Genomic DNA, 13272 nt, shown 5'->3' with positions numbered 1-13272 from the left:
ATTGCGCTGAACCCTGGCTGCAGAGCGACCGGCGCCCTCGGCGGGATGTCAGATTCCCACGATACGGTGAATCCTCGGATCGTCTATGTGACGGTCTGCCCGCACCCGCAGAAAGGTATTGTCCAGGATGCATGACAGCCCGGCCGCATCCACCCCCTATGAGGTGCTCGGTGTGAACCCGACGGCGACCAACGACGAGTTGCGCCGCGCCTACCGACTGCTCCTGCGCCAAACGCACCCCGACGTCGGAGGCAGCGCGATCAGGTTTCATGCCGTGCAGTTGGCCTGGGAACACGTTGGCACGCCCGATAACCGGGCGGCCTACGATCGCCGTCGCTTCGGTGAGCCCGATCCAGAAGTGGATGCCTACGCCGCCTACGCCGCCTCTGCCGCCCGCGGCCCGGCCACGAAATCCAGCCTGAAAACCCGCATGCACGGTCACCCCGGCGGGCAGGCGCGCCTGAGATACCTCGATCTCGTGCGCGAATGGGCCGGCCGCGGCACCGTCATCGACGACCCGTACGCCCCGGCCCTGATCCGCAGCGCCCCCCGTCTCGTGCGGCATTGCCTCGCCAAGGCCCTCGCGGAGGAGGCCACCGCTCAAGTCGTGGCCAACCTCGGCATCGGATTCACCGCCTGGCACGACATCGACACCGGCCCGCAGACCGACAAGCTCGACCACATCATTCTCGGGCCGGCCGGACTGTTCGGTATCCTCTCCGAAGACTGGGGTGGCCCGGTGCAGCTGCGGCGCGGTGAACTGGTCGGCGACGACCAGGGCCCAGATGATCGCCCGATCCATCAGTTCGAAGACGCTGCGAAGTCGATCACGCGCGCTCTCAAGGTACGTTTCACCGCCCTCATTATCGTGCTGCCGGACGGCGCTCTCGACGAAGCGGTGTCCCTGCCGAAGCGTGGCCGTCGCCCGATGATCATCGGAATCCCCAGGTCACGACTGGTTGGTGTACTGCGCGAGGGACTGGTCGGCATGGAACGAGGCAGCTTCGAGAAGGTTTTCGAGTTGCGCAGCACGCTGCAGAACGGTATCCGCTTCGTTAATACCTGACTATTAGGCGGGCAGCGCCAGCTGGTCGACCCAGTAGTGCAGAAAAGTCGCCCCGGCTTCATCGTGAATTTGATCACCGATGACGATGACCGGATACGGCCGGTCGAGAATTCCATCGGACGGTCTAACGTCGACGTGTGACACGTCGTAACCGGCCTCGTGCAGGTGGTCGGCCATGCGGTAGTCGCTGCGCGAGTCACCCACCGACCGCCACAACCGGGGCAGCGGACCGCTCTCGGCGAAGTAGGCGAGGGCTCGCTGAGCTGCATGGTCCTTGTCCAGGGTAACCGATTCGATATCCGTCGAGATGATGGTGGCGTCCAGCCGAAACGGAATCTGCCCGGAGGCGTCCGCGCTTTCGAGGTCTTCGAATCGAACGCCGAGCCCGTGCTTGACCATAATGGCGAAGGCGGCGACGTTGAACGCAGATTGGCGGGCCTGAAAGGCCTCCCGGCTGACATCGGTGCGCTGCTCAACGGAGATCATCGCCTGCTTTGTCTCGTCAAAGAACATCTCGGCGGCGAACGAGGTGGCGACCAGCTGGCGCACCTCGTCGGTGACGGCCGACGGCAGGGCGACGGCCCGATCAACCACGACAGTGCCCATGCCTTCGGTGCTGATCGGAAACCAGACAGCACCCTTTTCACAGACCCCATACATGCGAAAGTTCTCGGGCAACCCCCCGGCCACGAGCGGAGCGACGACCTGCTCGCGAATGAAATCGGCGGACCGCCCGGTGATGAAGGCGATCGGCACGTGCGCGCCGGCCAGGGTGATTAGATCGGACACGATGCTCGGCGTACTGATCGTGCGGGTGATCGGGCTCGCAATCGGCCCGTCTACGTCCAGGAGCAGCCCCAGCGGGGACGGAGTGTTTGGCATTGGGTCATTCTCCCATAGTCATGGACACCAGCTGAGAACGGATGCTCCGCGCGGCCCGCAAAAAGCGCCTATCGTTATTTGAGATGATTACGCGACGAGAAGTAGCACTGCGCCTGGATATCCCCCTGGAAATGGCCACCCGCCACGGCATTCCCTCGCGCCTGAGCGAGGCACAGCTGGTCAGGCTGGAAGCCGAGCCGCCGGCCTGGTTACTGCAGTCGCGCGCGAACCGCACCGGAAAGAAGCCGGTCTGGGTGCAGCTCACCTGCACCATCTGTGGCTATACCGAGGCCGTGCGGCCCAAGAAGTGGTGGCCGACGTTTACCTATATCACCTGCTCGAACCACGGGGCGGATGAACTGCCCGATCCGGCCAAAGGACTCGCGCGCAACGAGTGCGACGGCATCGGCAGCCAATTCATCGGCATCACCGATGAAGCGCCGAGCCGGAGCGAACCGACCCGCGATAGCCCTTCCGGGGACCTGTAAATACGCTGACTCCATCGTTCGAGCGCGGCGCCGGGGCGTACGATCGCGGTATGAAGCTCGTGTCTCGCAATTCTCTTGGCTGGCTGCCAGCGTTGGTCGTTCCAGCAGTCGTCGTCGCTGCCGTGATCGCTGTGCCGTTCCAGGCCGGTGCCACCGTCGATCTGCCCAGCAAGACGCCGGAACAGGTTCTTGCCCTAGTGAACGACAGCACCGTGTCGGCATTCTCGGGAACCGTTGAACAGTCGGCTGACCTGGGCCTTCCGTCGCTAGACCTCAGCGCGGGCATGAGCGACTCCATGTCGAAAGCCCTGCCCGAAAGTACCGACGGCGCCATCCCCCTGGGAATGACCACGGCCCTAGAACTCCTGAGCGGTTCGCACGAATTTCGACTGTATGTTGGCGGCGAAAGCCAGTCCCGGGTGCAGATCAAGGACCACATGGCCGAACGTGATATTGTGCACAACGGCAGCGACGTCTGGCTGTACGACTCCAGCACGAACGCGGCGACCCACCTGAGCCTTGACCTCGAAGCTAGTGCCCAGGCGAAGTCCGCCGAACTGAAGTCACAGTTGCCCACTGATCTCGCGAATCCGGCTGAGCTCGCCGAGCATTTCTTGGACGAGCTCGATCCAAGTACGACGGTCTCGGTCGGCACCGACGCCCGCATCGCGGGGCGCAACGTGTACCAACTGGTCTTCACGCCACGAACGAACGAGACGCTGAAGACCGACACGCTCGTCGCATCAGTTTCTATCGCCGTTGATTCCGCGACCGGGCTGCCGCTGCAGGTGACCGTGCTGGCCCAGGGCCAGACCGCGCCGGCAGTGCAGGTCGGTTTCACCGCCATCGACTTCGCGGCCCCGAACGCCGGCCTGTTCGACTTCACGCCCCCGGCCACCGCCACAGTGACGGAACAGGCCATGCCGTCTCCGACGGAAGGCGCTACCGGCGACCAGCCGGGCGATCACAGCCCGGCAGCGGACGAGGTTCCCGTCGTGACGGGTGCCGGCTGGTCCACCATCGTCGAGGTGCCGGCAGCAGCCATGCCGGCCGAGGTCACCGACAACCCCTTGCTTGACCAGCTGACTACGACCGTCGACGGTGGCCGTGCCCTGACCACCTCCCTTGTGACGGTATTCCTGAGCAACGACGGGCGGGTGTTCACCGGCGCGGTTCCGCTCGCCGCGCTCCAGGCAGCCGCGGAGTGACACCGGTGTCCGGGGCCGGCATCCTGCGCACGGCACTGTGACCGGCGAAACCCAGGTTCAGGGCCTGGCGATCGAGACCCGGGGACTCGCTAAGAAATTTGGCTCGCAAACGGCAGTGAATGGCATCGACCTCATGGTTCCGCGCGGCTCGGTCTTCGGTTTTCTCGGGCCTAACGGATCGGGCAAAACGACGAGCATCCGCATGCTGCTCGGGCTCAGTCTGGCGACGAGTGGCACCATTAGCGTGCTCGGTCAGTCCATGCCCGCCCGACTGCATGAGGTCCTGCCCCACGTCGGCGCCCTCGTCGAAGGTCCGGCCTTTTACCCGTTTCTGTCCGGTGCGGCCAACCTGCGTCGTCTCGACACCGCCGATCGGTTCGCCCCACGCGGCACCCGCCGGGCCAGGGTTCAGGGTGCCCTCGAACGGGTCGGTCTCTCCCACGCTGCCGATAAAAAGGTGCACGCGTACTCGCTGGGGATGAAGCAGCGGCTCGGCATCGCCAACGCCCTCCTCCTCCCACGCGAGCTGCTGGTGCTCGATGAGCCCACCAACGGCCTCGACCCGCAGGGCACCCGTGAAGTGCGCAGCCTCGTGCACTCGCTGGCCGCCGAGGGCACGACCGTGTTCGTCTCCAGCCATCTGCTCGCCGAGGTTGAGCAGATGTGCACGCACGCCGCCGTGATGAGTGCGGGCAGCCTCGTCGCGCAGGGCACCCTGGCCCAGCTGCGGCAGGTCGGCGAATCACGGGTCCACCTGCGCACACCGGATGCCGCCGGCGCGTTGCGGGTGCTCACTCACCTCGGACTCGATCCCGTACTCGCCACGAGCGATGCGGCCGACGAGGTCGTCATCGCGCTGCTCGGGGACACCAACTGGCAGCCGGAGGCTATCGTGACGGCTCTCGTGGCCGGTGGCGTGCGCATCCGAGGTTTCGCCATCGAGGAACCCAGCCTGGAAGAACGATTCGTCGCACTGACCGGGGAGGGTTTTGATGTCGTCCAGTGAATTCCTGCCGCAGACGCAGACGCACACGCGGGCGCGCGTGGGAGGCTGGGATCTGCTCGGCTCGGAGATCTCCGTACTGTTTCGTCGTCGTCGCACCTGGGCCATGCTCGCCGCCGTGGCGCTCATCCCGACCCTGCTCGCCGTGGCTGTGCGCCTGTCGTCGTCGACGCTGGACCCGGGGGAGGGGCCGCCGTTCCTCGACCGGGTCAGCCAGAACGGCCTGTTTGTCGGCTTCACCGCCATGGTGGTCGCCATTCCTCTGTTTCTGCCGCTCACCATCGGTGTTGTCGCCGGAGATACCATCGCGGGGGAGGCAAGCCTCGGCACCCTGCGCTACCTCCTGGTGGCCCCAACCGGCCGCGTACGGCTGCTGCTGATCAAGTACGCGGGCGCTGCCCTGTTCTGCCTGGTCGCCACGCTGACGTTGACCGTGTCCGGCGCCCTCATCGGCGCAGCCCTGTTCCCGGTCGGACCGGTGACGCTGCTCTCCGGCGACAACATCAGCGTGACCGAGTCGCTGTGGCGGTCCCTGCTGGTGGCCGCATATGTCACAGTGTCGCTGCTAGGACTGTCCATGATCGGACTGTTCATCTCCACCCTCACCGATGTGCCCGTTGGAGCCATGGCTGCGACGATCGTCGTTTCGGTCGTCGCGCAGATTCTCGACGTCATCCCGCAGCTCGACTGGCTGCACCCTTGGCTGTTCAGCCACTACTGGCTTGGCTTCGCCGACCTGCTGCGGCAGCCGCTCGACCTTGGCTCGTTCGGCCAGAATGCGATCGTGCAGGTTTGCTACGTCGCCGTTTTCGGGGCTTTGGCTTACAGTCGATTCGTGACCAAGGACATCTTGTCGTAACCCCTCGTCAATGAGACAATGCCGGATCCTTGGGATCCGGCATTGTGAACTGTCTCAACCAGTCCTCGTTGATCTCTCGAAAGAAATCTCCGTGTCCGAGATGGGAATTGAACCCACACGCCCTTAACGGGCACTGGCACCTCAAGCCAGCGCGTCTACCAATTCCGCCACCCGGACTGGGTGAAACGGCCTCCGGATCAACCGGCTGCCGAGGTAATAACTTAGCACGGTTTAGAACGCCCGTTGTGTCCGTGCGCCCGTTGGCGACGGGTAGCGTGTGGTTATGGCTTCCTCCCCGAACACGTTTCCGGCCCCGAGTTCCGCTGATTCAGTGGGTGCATCACCCACGGCGGCCGCTCCGAAACTCGATCTGACCGCCGAGATCGCACGTGATCTCATCCGTTTCGACACGACAAATTATGGCGGGGGTCGTTCAAACGGTGAAACGGATGCCGCCGAGTACGTTGCCGAGAAACTGCGAGCCCTCGGGCTCCTGCCGCAGCTCTTCGATTCGGAGCCCGGCCGCACGAGTGTCGTGGCCCGGGTGGCAGGCAAGGATCGATCCCGCCCTGCCCTGGTTGTGCACGGGCACCTCGACGTCGTACCGGCCGACCCGGCGAATTGGAGCGTCGACCCCTTCGCCGGCGTTATCAAAGACGGCCTGCTGTGGGGGCGCGGCGCAGTCGATATGAAAAACATGGACGCCATGATTCTCGCTTCCCTGCAGGATGTGATTGGCTCCGGGGGCGCGCCGGAGCGTGACCTGGTCATCGCGTTCTTCGCCGATGAAGAGGCCGGCGGTGTGCTCGGGTCCCATTTTCTGGTGAACGAACACCCGCACCTGTTCGACGGTGCCACCGAGGCGGTCAGCGAGGTTGGCGGGTATTCCATCACCCTCGGGGGCAAGCGCGCCTACCTGCTGCAAACCGGCGAGAAGGCCCTCGTCTGGATCAAACTGATCGCCCGCGGCGTGGCCGGACACGGCTCCCGCATGCACCCGAACAACGCGGTCACACGGCTCGCCGAGGCTGTGGCGAAACTGGGGCGCCACGAGTGGCCGATTCGCCTTACCGACACGACCGAGCAGCTGCTCGGCGAGATAGCACGCATTCTCGACGTCGATCCGCAGCAGGTCGGCCCCGATGAGCTCGCTCTCGCCACCGGAACCGCGTCCGGCTTCATCCAGGCCAGCCTGCGCACCACGGCGAATCCAACCGGCCTTACCGCCGGGTACAAGCACAACGTGATCCCGGATGCGGCCGAGGCTCTCATCGACATCCGCTCGGTGCCGGGCGAGGAAGACCTCGTCCTCGCCCAAATTCAACAGATCGTGGGGAGTGACATCGAAATTGTGACGATGCACCGTGACATCGGCCTCGAGACCGAGTTCAGCGGTCCGCTGATCGAAGCCGTCGTGGGCACCCTGGGGCGCCACGATCCCGGAGCGCCGGTGTTGCCGTACCTGTTGTCGGCCGGCACCGACAATAAGGCCTTGAGCGCGCTGGGCATCAAGGGCTACGGTTTTGCCCCGCTGCGGCTGCCAGCCGACCTCGATTTCCCGGCCATGTTCCACGGCGTGGATGAACGAGTGCCCCTTGACGCATTAGTGTTTGGCAGGCAGGTTTTGACCGACCTGCTTTCCAGCTACTAGCAAACCCTGGATCCAGCTCGGAGAGGGCATCCATTGAATAATCTGAGAAAGCGAAGCGTGTGGACTTTCTGAATGCGATCATCCTGGGCTTGGTCCAGGGCCTGACCGAGTTCCTCCCGGTATCATCAAGTGCGCACATCGCCATCGTCGGCCAGTTTATGGGCACCGGCGAAGATCCGGGGGCACGCTTCACCGCGATCACCCAGATCGGCACCGAGGCGGCTGTGGTCATCTTCTTCTGGCGCGATATCGTTCGCATCATCGGCCAATGGGCCAGATCATTCGGGGGCAGCGTTCCCCGCACAGATCCGGATGCTCGAATGGGCTGGCTCATCATTCTCGGCTCGCTGCCGATCATCATCCTCGGACTGCTGTTCCAGGACCAGATCGAGACCGTGCTGCGGTCGCTCTGGATCACCGCAACCATGCTCATCGTCTTCGGCATTCTGCTCGGAATCGCCGATCATATCGGAGCCAAACGGCGTCGACTACAAGACATTACGGTCGGGCACGGCGTCATCTTCGGATTCGCCCAGGCCCTCGCCCTCATCCCCGGCGTGTCGCGCTCCGGCGGGACCATCACGGCCGGACTGTTCCTCGGCTACGAGCGCGCCGCCGCCGCCCGCTACGCCTTTTTGCTGGCCATTCCTGCGGTGCTCGGAAGCGGCTTCTTCCAGATCTACAAGTCCATCGCCGAGCCGTGCCTGGCTGGCGCAGCCAACTGCACGCCCGAAATCTTCGGCCCGCTCGAAACGCTCGTGGCCACCGTCATCGCCTTCTTCGTGGCCCTCGCCGTGATCGCTTTCTTCATGAACTACATCTCCAAGCGCAGCTTCCTGCCGTTCGTGATTTACCGCATCGTGCTGGGAATCGTGCTGTTCATCCTCCTCGGCACGAACGTCATCTCCGCCTAGGCACTCGCAAGGCGACTGCACTTTGAAAGCTAGGCTGGTTGCATGCGTGCATGGGAACGACCCGAAATTGTCTCTGTCCCCGGCGAATCCAGTGCTCCCTGGCTCCACGACACCAAAACGGACAGCCTGGTGCTGGCGCAGCCGCGCCATGCGGCCCGGCTGTACGTCTGCGGCATCACGCCGTACGACGCGACGCACATCGGTCATGCCAATACCTACCTGGCCTTCGACACCCTGCAGCGGGTCTGGATCGATGCCGGCTTCCGCGTGCACTATGCCCAGAATGTGACGGATGTCGATGACCCGCTCCTGGAGCGTGCAACGGCCACCGGCGTGGACTGGCGCGACCTCGCCGAATCGCAGGTCGAGCTGTACCGCACCGATATGCAAGCGCTCAGCATTATTCCACCGAACGATTTCGTCGCCGTGACCGAGGTCATCGACGAGATCGCCGCCGCCGTCGCCGCACTTCGCGATGCCGGACTGGCCTACCCGGTACCGACCGACGATGCCGTAGCCGGTGCTGACGGGCAGATCGCCGCCGATCTCTACTTCGATATCGCAGCTGCGCAAGCGAACACGGGCTGGACGCTCGGCGAGGAGAGCAACCTCGACCTAGTCAGCATGCTCCGACTGTTCGCTGAGCGCGGGGGAGACCCAGACCGATTGGGCAAGCGCGACCGTCTCGATCCGCTGCTCTGGCGGGCCGCCCGGGCTGGAGAACCGGCCTGGGAATCCTGCGTCGGTGCGGGGCGACCCGGCTGGCACATCGAGTGCTCGGTCATTGCCCTGAAGGAACTCGGTACCGACTTCACCGTGCAGGGCGGCGGATCCGACCTGATCTTCCCGCACCACGACATGAGCGCCGGACACGCGGAAGGGTTGTCCGGGCATCCGCTCGCCGGCGTCTACAGCCACACCGGCATGGTCGCCTACCGGGGTGAGAAGATGAGCAAGTCGCTCGGAAACCTCGTACTGGTGTCGCAACTGCTGGCCAGGGGCATCGATCCCCGGGCCATTCGTCTCGCCCTGCTCGACCGCCACTATCGCGCCGACTGGGAGTGGACGTCGTCCCTGCTCGACGAAGGGGTGGAGCGTTTGGCCCGCTGGTCAACGGCCTTCGGTGCCGGTGCCACGGCCTTTGACGGTACCTCCGGTTCAGCGACAGCGGTCGTGCAATCGCTTCGTCTGGCTCTCCGCCACGATCTGGACACTCCGGAGGCGCTGCGCATCATCGACCACGCTGCAGCCGACACCGTCGACGCCCCTGAACTGGTCCAGCGCGCCGTCCACGCCCTGCTGGGCGTGGCGCTCTAGAACTTACTGCCGGGGGCCCTCTGGCCGACTGCCAGGCCCGTCGGGTCGACCGTCACCGCGTCCATCACGTCCGTCAGTGCCGCGTTTACGCAGGTATTTCTCGAACTCCTTCGCGATGGCTTCGCCGCTCGCTTCGGGGGAGTCGACGGTATCGCGGGCCTGCTCAAGTTGGGCGATGTAGGCGGCCATCTCTTCATCCTCACCGGCCAGTACATCGATCCCGGTTTCCCATTCGGCCGCCTCGGTGACGAGCGCACCACGGGGGATCACGACGTCGATCACTTCTTCCAGCTTGTCGATCAGGGCCAGCATCGCCTTGGGCGACGGCGCGTTATGCACATAGTGGGGGACGGATGCCCAAATCGACAGCGTCGGAATGCCCGCAGTCTCGGCGGCATCCGACAGTACGCTGAGAATGCCGACGGGGCCCTCGTAGTTGCTGCGTTCAATCTGTAATTCGCCGCGCACTTTTGAATTGTCGCTTGACACGAAGATAGAAATGGGTCGGGTGTGCGGAACGTCGGCGAGCATCGCTCCCAGAAACACCACGCCGCTCACATCGGCGGCGAGAGCAGCGTGGAGAATCTCCGCCGCAAAACTCTTCCAGCTTCGTGAGGGTTCGGTACCGATGAGCAGGTAAATATTGCCGGCATTCGTACCACTGACGCGCAGCTCGGCGTCCTCGGCCAGCGGAACGCTCACCGGTCCGGCGGCCGTCGGTCCATACATGATCGCGCTCGGCCACCCGATCGCTCGCACGCCGTCTTCATTGGTCGACACGGCCGGTCGGTTGAACTGGTAGTCAAAGTACAGTTCCGGATCGACCTCGGTGATGACCTCGACGTCGAGGAGGTCTTTGAGCGCACGTACCGCCCCGGTCGCAGCTTCGCCGGCATCATTCCAACCCTCGAAAGCTACGACGAGAAGCCGCCCGCCCAGAAACCTAATACCGTCAGTCACCGTGTATGTCCTCAATTCTTTCGGCCTCCCGGTGGAGCGCCTCAGTCAAGGATAGGCGGTGGCCCTAGACTTGGATCCCGTGAATGTTTATCCTGTACAGCTCTCCGCGCCCGTTTCCCTGCCCGCCGCCGTCCTCTGGGACATGGACGGGACCATCGTCGACACCGAACCGTACTGGATGCGCGCCGAAACGGAGCTGGTCGCTGAATTCGGCGGCGTCTGGACGCAGGACGATTGCATGCTGCTGGTCGGCTCCGGACTGTGGAACTCTGCGGCGATTCTTCAGTCGCGCGGAGTGGATCTCACGCCAGACGCCATTGTGGCTCGCCTCACCGACCGGGTTCAGCAGCAGCTTACCGAGCATGGTATTCCCTGGCGTCCAGGATCTCGTGAACTCCTGCAAGAGCTGAAGAAGGCGGGAGTGCCGACCGCGCTCGTGACGATGTCGGTCGAGCGCATGGCTCGGCAGATCATCAACCTGATTGATTTTCCCGCGTTTGACCTGGTGATCGCTGGCGACATGATCGCCAACAGCAAGCCGCACCCTGACCCTTACCTCGTAGCGGCCGAACGGCTCGGTGTCGATCCGCGCCGGTGCATCGCCATTGAGGACTCCGTTCCCGGTGTCGCTTCCGCTGTCGCCGCCGGAACCATCACCATCGCCGTGCCCCACCAGATCGACCTGCCGGAAAGCGACCAATACACCCGCTGGCCGACGCTGGCCGGTCGCACGATCGATGATGTGGCAGCGCTCTATCGTTTCTCCACCGCTGAACTCTCCGAATCCGTTCATCCTCTCGCCCCCACCGGGGCTGCCCGACACGAAAGCGCACCACTCGCATGAGCAACAACCAGGTCATCCAAAACAGTGGACTCTTTCGTGTCGGCGACCGCGTACAGCTCACCGGACCGAAGGGGCGGATGAACACCATTTCTCTCCAGGCCGGCCTGACTTTTCACACGCACCGTGGAATTCTCGCGCACGACGACATCATCGGGCAGCCCGACGGCTCGGTCGTCACCAACAACGTCGGGGTCGAGCATCTTGCGCTGCGCCCCCTACTGGTGGACTTCGTGATGAGCATGCCGCGCGGCGCGGCTATCATCTATCCCAAGGATGCTGCGCAAATTCTGGCCCAGGCCGATGTATTTCCCGGTGCCACTGTCGTCGAAGCCGGAGTCGGTTCAGGAGCGCTCTCGCTCTGGCTATTGCGGGCAATCGGTCCGGCCGGTCGGCTCGCTTCCTTCGAACGACGAGAGGAATTCGCTGACGTCGCCCGGGACAATATCGCTACCTTCCTCGGCAATGATCCGGAGAACTGGAGCATCACCCTCGGTGACCTCGCCGAAACCCTGCCGAAGACCATGCCGGCACAGAGCGTTGACCGAGTCGTCCTGGACATGCTGGCACCGTGGGAATGCCTTGGCTCGGTTTCCGACGTGCTCAAGCCCGGTGGGGTTTTGCTTTGCTATGTCGCCACGGTAACGCAGCTGTCCCGCGTGGCCGAGGCTATTCGTGGTACCGGTTTTTACACCAACCCGGACTCCAGCGAGACCATGATTCGCGGCTGGCACGTAGAGGGACTCGCCGTTCGCCCTGACCATCGAATGATTGGGCACACCGGCTTTCTCATTACCGCCAGACGACTCGCTCCCGACACGATTCTGCCCGAATTGAAACGGCGACCGTCGAAGACCGACTTCAATGACGCCGACGTCGAGGCGTGGACACCGGGGGCGCTCGGTGAGCGCAATGTCAGTGCCAAGGTCATGCGCAAACGCGTGCGGATCGCCGGGACCAGTGCAGACCTCTCCAAGGCTCGAGACCTCGACGCCGGTTAGGATAGGGCCCGGCCCGCTTCGGTTCTACTACGTGCGAAGCGACGGCAGCACCACCCGGTCACAGAACGACCCCAGCATCCAACGCAGCACCCTGTGCTGCAGCAACCCCGTACCGAAAGAAGGACTTGTGCGCAAAGCATCCGCGCTGATCGCCACCGCCGGACTCGTGATGGCGGCATTGACCGCCTGTGCCAGCCCCGGTACGGCCCAGGCCTCCTGTGACGCACCGGTCTCCTCGGGTGCAGCCTCCGAGCTGGTGTCGGTTTCCGGCAACTTTGGTACGGCACCGGATGTCACTTTTCCGACGCCCCTCAAGTCCGCGTCCACCCAGCGCACCGAGGTCATTGCCGGATCGGGGGAAAAAGTCGTTCCCGGACAGAAGATCACCGCAGAGTTCAACCTCTACAACGGCACGACCGGTGCTGCGATCCAGCAGAGCGCTTTTGACGGCTCAACGGCCGTCCCGATCATCCTCAATGAGAGCACCCTTCCCGGATTCGTCGACGGTCTGCTCTGCGCCCAGGTCGGGGCACGCGTCGCGATCGTCATCGCACCCGAGGATGCCTTCGGACCAGCCGGCGGCAACGAACAGTTCCAGGTCGCGGAGACGGACTCCCTCGTGCTCGTGGTCGACATTGTGAAGGCCTTCCTGCCTCGGGCCGACGGCGCAGACCAGCCGGTCGCGAACGGTCTTCCCGCGGTAGTCCTGGACGCCGATGGTACGCCCGGCATTGTCGTGCCGTCCGGTGACGCGCCCACCGAACTCGAAATCGGGGTCCTCAAGAAGGGCTCCGGGGTGAAGGTCCAGGAAGATTCGACGGTCACCTTGAACTACACCGGAGTGCTCTGGAAAGAGAAGACGGTCTTTGATTCCAGCTGGGCGAACGGCAGCCCGGTCGAGTTAGTTCCCACTGAGCTCATCCCCGGCATGGCAGCGGCCCTCACCGGGCAAACCGTCGGGTCGCAAATCGTCGCCGTCATTCCGCCCGCACAGGCCTACGGCATGACCGCGTCGGGCGCAGTTCCGGCCGATTCCACGCTCATCTTCGTCTTCGACATCCTCGGCATCAACTGAACGGCGG

13 protein-coding genes and 1 tRNA gene are annotated in these 13272 nt (G+C 64.1%); 11 read left to right on the top strand and 3 right to left on the bottom strand.

The window, feature by feature from the left end; genetic code table 11:
- Positions 1-127: 127 nt before the first annotated feature.
- Positions 128-1066, top strand: coding sequence for a nuclease-related domain-containing protein (locus tag CXY71_RS07280; protein WP_104134987.1), 939 nt, complete (start codon positions 128-130; stop codon positions 1064-1066).
- Positions 1067-1069: 3 nt separating this feature from the next.
- On the opposite strand, the gene CXY71_RS07275 is transcribed toward CXY71_RS07280, so the two are convergent.
- Entirely contained in the window at positions 1070-1948 is an 879-nt protein-coding gene (locus CXY71_RS07275) for a hypothetical protein (RefSeq protein ID WP_104134986.1), read from the bottom strand.
- An 83-nt stretch (positions 1949-2031) separates the two neighbouring features.
- On the opposite strand from CXY71_RS07275, the gene CXY71_RS07270 reads away from it, so the two are divergent.
- From CXY71_RS07270 to CXY71_RS07255, 4 genes are read left to right on the top strand one after another with little or no spacing between them, the layout of a single operon-like run.
- The gene (locus tag CXY71_RS07270) at positions 2032-2436 is read left to right on the top strand and encodes a hypothetical protein (RefSeq protein ID WP_104135014.1); all 405 of its coding nucleotides are present in this window, start codon (positions 2032-2034) and stop codon (positions 2434-2436) included.
- A gap of 50 nt (positions 2437-2486) precedes the next feature.
- Positions 2487-3644, top strand: coding sequence for a DUF2092 domain-containing protein (locus CXY71_RS07265; protein ID WP_104134985.1), 1158 nt, complete (start codon positions 2487-2489; stop codon positions 3642-3644).
- A gap of 37 nt (positions 3645-3681) precedes the next feature.
- Positions 3682-4650 (top strand): ATP-binding cassette domain-containing protein, encoded by a 969-nt coding sequence (locus CXY71_RS07260; RefSeq protein WP_233198381.1) that lies wholly within the window; start codon positions 3682-3684, stop codon positions 4648-4650.
- On the top strand, positions 4637-5506 hold the full coding sequence (locus tag CXY71_RS07255; protein WP_104134984.1) for an ABC transporter permease: 870 nt from the start codon (positions 4637-4639) through the stop codon (positions 5504-5506). The genes CXY71_RS07260 and CXY71_RS07255 overlap by 14 nt, the downstream gene beginning before the upstream one ends.
- Positions 5507-5598: 92 nt before the next feature.
- Here the strand turns inward: CXY71_RS07255 and CXY71_RS07250 are convergent.
- Positions 5599-5683: transfer RNA gene (locus CXY71_RS07250), tRNA-Leu, on the bottom strand.
- 106 nt (positions 5684-5789) lie between these two features.
- Between CXY71_RS07250 and CXY71_RS07245 the strand changes: the two genes are divergently transcribed.
- The 3 genes from CXY71_RS07245 to mshC are packed head-to-tail and all read left to right on the top strand — an operon-like array spanning position 5790 to position 9388.
- The gene (locus CXY71_RS07245; protein ID WP_104134983.1) at positions 5790-7157 is read left to right on the top strand and encodes a M20/M25/M40 family metallo-hydrolase; all 1368 of its coding nucleotides are present in this window, start codon (positions 5790-5792) and stop codon (positions 7155-7157) included.
- A 59-nt stretch (positions 7158-7216) separates the two neighbouring features.
- Complete coding sequence (locus tag CXY71_RS07240) at positions 7217-8071, top strand: undecaprenyl-diphosphate phosphatase (RefSeq protein ID WP_104134982.1); 855 nt, start codon at positions 7217-7219, stop codon at positions 8069-8071.
- A 42-nt stretch (positions 8072-8113) separates the two neighbouring features.
- Complete coding sequence (mshC, locus tag CXY71_RS07235) at positions 8114-9388, top strand: cysteine--1-D-myo-inosityl 2-amino-2-deoxy-alpha-D-glucopyranoside ligase (RefSeq protein WP_104134981.1); 1275 nt, start codon at positions 8114-8116, stop codon at positions 9386-9388.
- 3 nt (positions 9389-9391) lie between these two features.
- Here mshC and CXY71_RS07230 read toward each other — a convergent pair whose 3' ends face one another.
- Entirely contained in the window at positions 9392-10348 is a 957-nt protein-coding gene (locus tag CXY71_RS07230; protein WP_104134980.1) for a proteasome assembly chaperone family protein, read from the bottom strand.
- Between the two features lie 79 nt (positions 10349-10427).
- Here CXY71_RS07230 and CXY71_RS07225 point away from each other — a divergent pair, with 79 nt between their 5' ends.
- From CXY71_RS07225 to CXY71_RS07215, 3 genes are all read left to right on the top strand, one after another.
- Positions 10428-11192 (top strand): HAD family phosphatase, encoded by a 765-nt coding sequence (locus tag CXY71_RS07225; RefSeq protein ID WP_255412626.1) that lies wholly within the window; start codon positions 10428-10430, stop codon positions 11190-11192.
- Positions 11189-12190 carry a tRNA (adenine-N1)-methyltransferase gene (locus tag CXY71_RS07220; protein WP_104134979.1) on the top strand — a complete coding sequence of 334 codons (1002 nt, stop codon included), beginning with the start codon at positions 11189-11191 and terminating at the stop codon, positions 12188-12190. Before CXY71_RS07225 ends, CXY71_RS07220 begins: the two co-directional genes overlap by 4 nt.
- Before the next feature lie 127 nt (positions 12191-12317).
- A complete protein-coding gene (locus tag CXY71_RS07215) occupies positions 12318-13265 on the top strand; it encodes an FKBP-type peptidyl-prolyl cis-trans isomerase (RefSeq protein WP_146071776.1) in 948 nt (315 codons plus the stop codon).
- Positions 13266-13272 lie beyond the last annotated feature (7 nt).

Origin of the sequence: Cryobacterium sp. Y62, from assembly GCF_002929785.1 — a bacterium.
Lineage (GTDB): Bacteria > Actinomycetota > Actinomycetes > Actinomycetales > Microbacteriaceae > Cryobacterium.
The sequence above is the reverse complement of the archived record's forward strand: the minus strand, read 5'-3'. Positions and strand labels throughout refer to the sequence as shown.

Bases quoted from the DNA above. Each gene is read 5' to 3' on its own strand.
- CXY71_RS07280 (WP_104134987.1), top strand. From the start codon at position 128: ATGCATGACAGCCCGGCCGCATCCACCCCCTATGAGGTGCTCGGTGTG.
- CXY71_RS07275 (WP_104134986.1), bottom strand. From the start codon at position 1,948: ATGCCAAACACTCCGTCCCCGCTGGGGCTGCTCCTGGACGTAGACGGG.
- CXY71_RS07270 (WP_104135014.1), top strand. From the start codon at position 2,032: ATGATTACGCGACGAGAAGTAGCACTGCGCCTGGATATCCCCCTGGAA.
- CXY71_RS07265 (WP_104134985.1), top strand. From the start codon at position 2,487: ATGAAGCTCGTGTCTCGCAATTCTCTTGGCTGGCTGCCAGCGTTGGTC.
- CXY71_RS07255 (WP_104134984.1), top strand. From the start codon at position 4,637: ATGTCGTCCAGTGAATTCCTGCCGCAGACGCAGACGCACACGCGGGCG.
- CXY71_RS07245 (WP_104134983.1), top strand. From the start codon at position 5,790: ATGGCTTCCTCCCCGAACACGTTTCCGGCCCCGAGTTCCGCTGATTCA.
- mshC (WP_104134981.1), top strand. From the start codon at position 8,114: ATGCGTGCATGGGAACGACCCGAAATTGTCTCTGTCCCCGGCGAATCC.
- CXY71_RS07220 (WP_104134979.1), top strand. From the start codon at position 11,189: ATGAGCAACAACCAGGTCATCCAAAACAGTGGACTCTTTCGTGTCGGC.